General features: G+C 55.8%; 3 rRNA genes. All 3 read right to left on the bottom strand.

Annotated elements, in window-relative coordinates:
* Position 1: 1 nt before the first annotated feature.
* Positions 2-118: ribosomal RNA gene (rrf, locus tag ACWGST_RS16825) — 5S ribosomal RNA — on the bottom strand.
* A 227-nt stretch (positions 119-345) separates the two neighbouring features.
* Positions 346-3450, bottom strand: a 23S ribosomal RNA gene (locus ACWGST_RS16820).
* A gap of 462 nt (positions 3451-3912) precedes the next feature.
* A 16S ribosomal RNA gene (locus ACWGST_RS16815) occupies positions 3913-5444 on the bottom strand.
* Together the 16S, 23S and 5S rRNA genes form the textbook arrangement of a ribosomal RNA operon.
* Positions 5445-5635 lie beyond the last annotated feature (191 nt).

The raw sequence follows: 5635 nt of genomic DNA, 5'->3' as shown, positions 1-5635 counted from the left end.
TGTCCGGCGGTGTCCTACTCTCCCACAGGGTCCCCCCTGCAGTACCATCGGCGCTGCGAGTCTTAGCTTCCGGGTTCGGAATGTGTCCGGGCGTTTCCCTCGCGCTATGGCCGCCGAAACTCTAGAACCAACCAGCCCCAGCATGTGCGGGGTGGGTGGTGGTCTCGGTGACCGCACCTGCCTGGCCTCCGGTGAACCGGGGGTGTTGGCGGTGCGGGTGTTGTTCAACTGTGTTGAATTATGTTGTTGGGTTTCCGTCTGAAGGGAACCACAGAGTGGACGCGAGAATCAGGGGCCACGCACACGGCCTTTACATGAATGTGTTTCAAACGTGTGTGTGTAGTGATTATCAAGTTATCGGCTTATTAGTACCGGTCAGCTCCGAGAGTCGTTAGTCCTCTCTTCCACATCCGGCCTATCAACCCAGTCGTCTGGCTGGGAGCCTCTCCCCCGAAGGGATGGAAATCTCATCTCGAGGCCGGCTTCCCGCTTAGATGCTTTCAGCGGTTATCCATTCCGAACGTAGCTAACCAGCGGTGCTCCTGGCGGAACAACTGGCACACCAGAGGTTCGTCCAACCCGGTCCTCTCGTACTAGGGTCAGATCCTCTCAAATTTCCTGCGCGCGCAGAGGATAGGGACCGAACTGTCTCACGACGTTCTAAACCCAGCTCGCGTACCGCTTTAATGGGCGAACAGCCCAACCCTTGGGACCTACTCCAGCCCCAGGATGCGACGAGCCGACATCGAGGTGCCAAACCATGCCGTCGATATGGACTCTTGGGCAAGATCAGCCTGTTATCCCCGAGGTACCTTTTATCCGTTGAGCGACAGCGCTTCCACAAGCCACTGCCGGATCACTAGTCCCGACTTTCGTCCCTGCTCGACCTGTCAGTCTCACAGTCAAGCTCCCTTGTGCACTTACACTCGCCACCTGATTGCCAACCAGGTTGAGGGAACCTTTGGGCGCCTCCGTTACTTTTTGGGAGGCAACCGCCCCAGTTAAACTACCCACCAGGCACTGTCCCTGAACCGGATCACGGTTCGAAGTTAGATATCCAGAGTGACCAGAGTGGTATTTCAACAATGACTCCACCAACACTAGCGTGCCAGCTTCACAGTCTCCCACCTATCCTACACAAGCCACACCGAACACCAATACCAAGCTGTAGTAAAGGTCACGGGGTCTTTCCGTCCTTCTGCGCGTAACGAGCATCTTTACTCGTAATGCAATTTCGCCGAGTTCGCGGTTGAGACAGCTGGGAAGTCGTTACGCCATTCGTGCAGGTCGGAACTTACCCGACAAGGAATTTCGCTACCTTAGGATGGTTATAGTTACCACCGCCGTTTACTGGGGCTTAAATTCTCAGCTTCGCCTTACGGCTAACCGGTCCTCTTAACCTTCCAGCACCGGGCAGGCGTCAGTCCGTATACATCGTCTTGCGACTTAGCACGGACCTGTGTTTTTAGTAAACAGTCGCTTCCCACTGGTCTCTGCGGCCCTGCAGCGCTTCCCCAAGCAAGTTGGTTCACGCCTTAGGCCCCCCTTCTCCCGAAGTTACGGGGGCATTTTGCCGAGTTCCTTAACCACGATTCTCTCGATCTCCTTAGTATTCTCTACCTGACCACCTGAGTCGGTTTGGGGTACGGGCGGCTGGAACCTCGCGTCGATGCTTTTCTCGGCAGCATAGGATCACCCACTTTTCATCCGCATCGCGTCTCAGCCTGTATGAGCGACGGATTTGCCTATCGCTCGGCCTACACGCTTGCCCCGGGTCAACCATCGCCCGGGTTGGGCTACCTTCCTGCGTCACACCTGTTAATACGCTCACTCCACCAGATGGGGTCGCATGCCGCCTCACGATCGTCCCCGAAGGGATCCACGCGTCTTGGGATGCTTAGCACTCCTGATTTCATGTGGGCGGTTCTTCGCCGGTACGGGAATATCAACCCGTTGTCCATCGACTACGCCTGTCGGCCTCGCCTTAGGTCCCGACTTACCCAGGGCAGATTAGCTTGACCCTGGAACCCTTGGTCTTCCGGAGGACGGGTTTCTCACCCGTCTTTCGCTACTCATGCCTGCATTCTCACTCGTGTGGCCTCCACGGCTGGTTCACACCGCCGCTTCACTGCCCACACGACGCTCTCCTACCCATCAACACGGCTGGACCACGAAGGCCTACCACAAATGTCAATGCCACAACTTCGGTGGCGTGCTTGAGCCCCGTTACATTGTCGGCGCGGAATCACTTGACCAGTGAGCTATTACGCACTCTTTCAAGGGTGGCTGCTTCTAAGCCAACCTCCTGGTTGTCTGTGCAACTCCACATCCTTTCCCACTTAGCACGCGCTTAGGGACCTTAGTTGGTGGTCTGGGTTGTTTCCCTCTCGACGATGAAGCTTATCCCCCACCGTCTCACTGCTGCGCTCTCACTTACCGGCATTCGGAGTTTGGCTGACGTCAGTAACCTTTTAGGGCCCATCGGCCATCCAGTAGCTCTACCTCCGGCAAGAAACACGCAACGCTGCACCTAAATGCATTTCGGAGAGAACCAGCTATCACGAAGTTTGATTGGCCTTTCACCCCTATCCACAGCTCATCCCCTCCATTTTCAACTGAAGTGGGTTCGGTCCTCCACGCGCTCTTACACGCGCTTCAACCTGGCCATGGATAGATCACTTCGCTTCGGGTCTAGGACCTGCGACTGAATCGCCCTATTCAGACTCGCTTTCGCTACGGCTACCCCACACGGGTTAACCTCGCCACAGATCACTAACTCGCAGGCTCATTCTTCAAAAGGCACGCTGTCACCCCAACAAGGAGGCTCCAACGGTTTGTAAGCAAACGGTTTCAGGTACTATTTCACTCCCCTCCCGGGGTACTTTTCACCTTTCCCTCACGGTACTTGTCCGCTATCGGTCATCTGGGAGTATTTAGGCTTATCAGGTGGTCCTGACAGATTCACGCGGGATTTCTCGGGCCCCGCGCTACTTGGGATACCTCTCCGGGCCGCCAGGCATTTCGACTACGGGACTCACACCCACTCCGGTCCGCCTTTCAATGCGGTTCGTCTATACCTGACGCGTCACCGTGACTGCACGGCAGTACAGTCCGAAAGGTCCCACAACCCCGACCATGCAACCCCTGCCGGGTATCACACATGGCTCGGTTTAGCCTCGTCCGCGTTCGCTCGCCACTACTAACGGAATCACGGTTGTTTTCTCTTCCTGTGGGTACTGAGATGTTTCACTTCCCCACGTTCCCTCTACCCGCCCTATATATTCAGGCGGGAGTCACCAGGTCACCCAAAGGGCCTGGCGGGGTTTCCCCATTCGGAAATCCTCGGATCACAGCTCGTTTATCAGCTCCCCGAGGCTTATCGCAGATTACGACGTCCTTCTTCGGCTCCAGATGCCAAGGCATCCACCGTTTGCTCTTAAAAACTTGAAATCACATGAGATCGAATCGTTGCAGCACCCGAAGGTGCTGCGAAATTGACCAGTGAACACACCAAACAACACCCCGAAGGATGCCATTCAATGCGATTCACCTATTGTGAAACAGGACCAAAGGCCCCGTTTCTAAGATGCTCGCGTCCACTATGTAGTTCTCAACAGACGGCCAGAACCCCCACACCCACCGAATCAAAACCATCGGCTGCGTGAAGGCCTGCAAGAAACCATCACCCCCACGCCGAAACGCGGGAAGTTGTCCGGCCCCTCAGGACCCAACAGCGTGCAACGTACCCGACCGGCCGGCCCCCACCGTTCCAACCACCCGAAGGCGGCGTACTAGGTCTGAACCATACAGACGAGCACCTATGTTCAATGTTCCACCCATGAGCTACCAGCGGGCCACAAAGGACCCGATCCGGTATGCCTGGACCACCAAACGGTGGCCAGTGCTCCTTAGAAAGGAGGTGATCCAGCCGCACCTTCCGGTACGGCTACCTTGTTACGACTTAGTCCTAATCACCGATCCCACCTTCGACGGCTCCCTCCACAAGGGTTAGGCCACCGGCTTCGGGTGTTACCGACTTTCATGACTTGACGGGCGGTGTGTACAAGGCCCGGGAACGTATTCACCGCAGCGTTGCTGATCTGCGATTACTAGCGACTCCGACTTCATGAGGTCGAGTTGCAGACCTCAATCCGAACTGAGACCGGCTTTTTGGGATTCGCTCCGCCTTACGACATCGCAGCCCTTTGTACCGGCCATTGTAGCATGCGTGAAGCCCAAGACATAAGGGGCATGATGATTTGACGTCATCCCCACCTTCCTCCGAGTTGACCCCGGCAGTCTCATATGAGTTCCCACCATTACGTGCTGGCAACATACGACGAGGGTTGCGCTCGTTGCGGGACTTAACCCAACATCTCACGACACGAGCTGACGACAACCATGCACCACCTGTAACCGAGTGTCCAAAGAGTTCCACATTTCTGCAGCGTTCTCGGTTATGTCAAGCCTTGGTAAGGTTCTTCGCGTTGCATCGAATTAATCCGCATGCTCCGCCGCTTGTGCGGGCCCCCGTCAATTCCTTTGAGTTTTAGCCTTGCGGCCGTACTCCCCAGGCGGGGCGCTTAATGCGTTAGCTACGACACGGAAACCGTGGAAAGGTCCCCACATCTAGCGCCCAACGTTTACGGCGTGGACTACCAGGGTATCTAATCCTGTTCGCTCCCCACGCTTTCGCTCCTCAGCGTCAGTTACGGCCCAGAGAACTGCCTTCGCCATCGGTGTTCCTCCTGATATCTGCGCATTCCACCGCTACACCAGGAATTCCATTCTCCCCTACCGCACTCCAGTCTGCCCGTACCCACTGCAGGCCCGAGGTTGAGCCTCGGGATTTCACAGCAGACGTGACAAACCGCCTACGAGCTCTTTACGCCCAATAATTCCGGACAACGCTCGGACCCTACGTATTACCGCGGCTGCTGGCACGTAGTTAGCCGGTCCTTTTTCTGCAAGTACCGTCAAGGAGCAAGCTCCCCTTCTTCCTTACTAAAAGCGGTTTACAACCCGAAGGCCGTCATCCCGCACGCGGCGTTGCTGCATCAGGCTTGCGCCCATTGTGCAATATTCCCCACTGCTGCCTCCCGTAGGAGTCTGGGCCGTGTCTCAGTCCCAGTGTGGCCGGTCACCCTCTCAGGCCGGCTACCCGTCGACGCCTTGGTGAGCCATTACCTCACCAACAAGCTGATAGGCCGCGAGTCCATCCCAGACCGAAAAAACTTTCCACCCAAAACCATGCGGTTCCAGGTCCTATCCGGTATTAGCACCGATTTCTCGGAGTTATCCCAGAGTCCAGGGCAGGTTACTCACGTGTTACTCACCCGTTCGCCACTAATCCCCCCCAGCAAGCTAGGAGTTCATCGTTCGACTTGCATGTGTTAAGCACGCCGCCAGCGTTCGTCCTGAGCCAGGATCAAACTCTCCAAAAAAACTGGTTCCAACACCCCGAAAGGCATTGAGAGTTTCAATCACTGACAGAGAAACAACTGACTACTTAGAATCAAATTGTCCATCAATCAAAGGAATCCATACCCCCACTCCGAAAAGCAAAGGCTGGGGTTCAATAAAATTGGCATTGAACATAGTGCACGCTGTTGAGTTCTCAAGGAACGGACGCACC

Source organism: Agromyces sp. NPDC055520 (assembly GCF_053619715.1).
The sequence above is the reverse complement of the archived record's forward strand: the minus strand, read 5'-3'. Positions and strand labels throughout refer to the sequence as shown.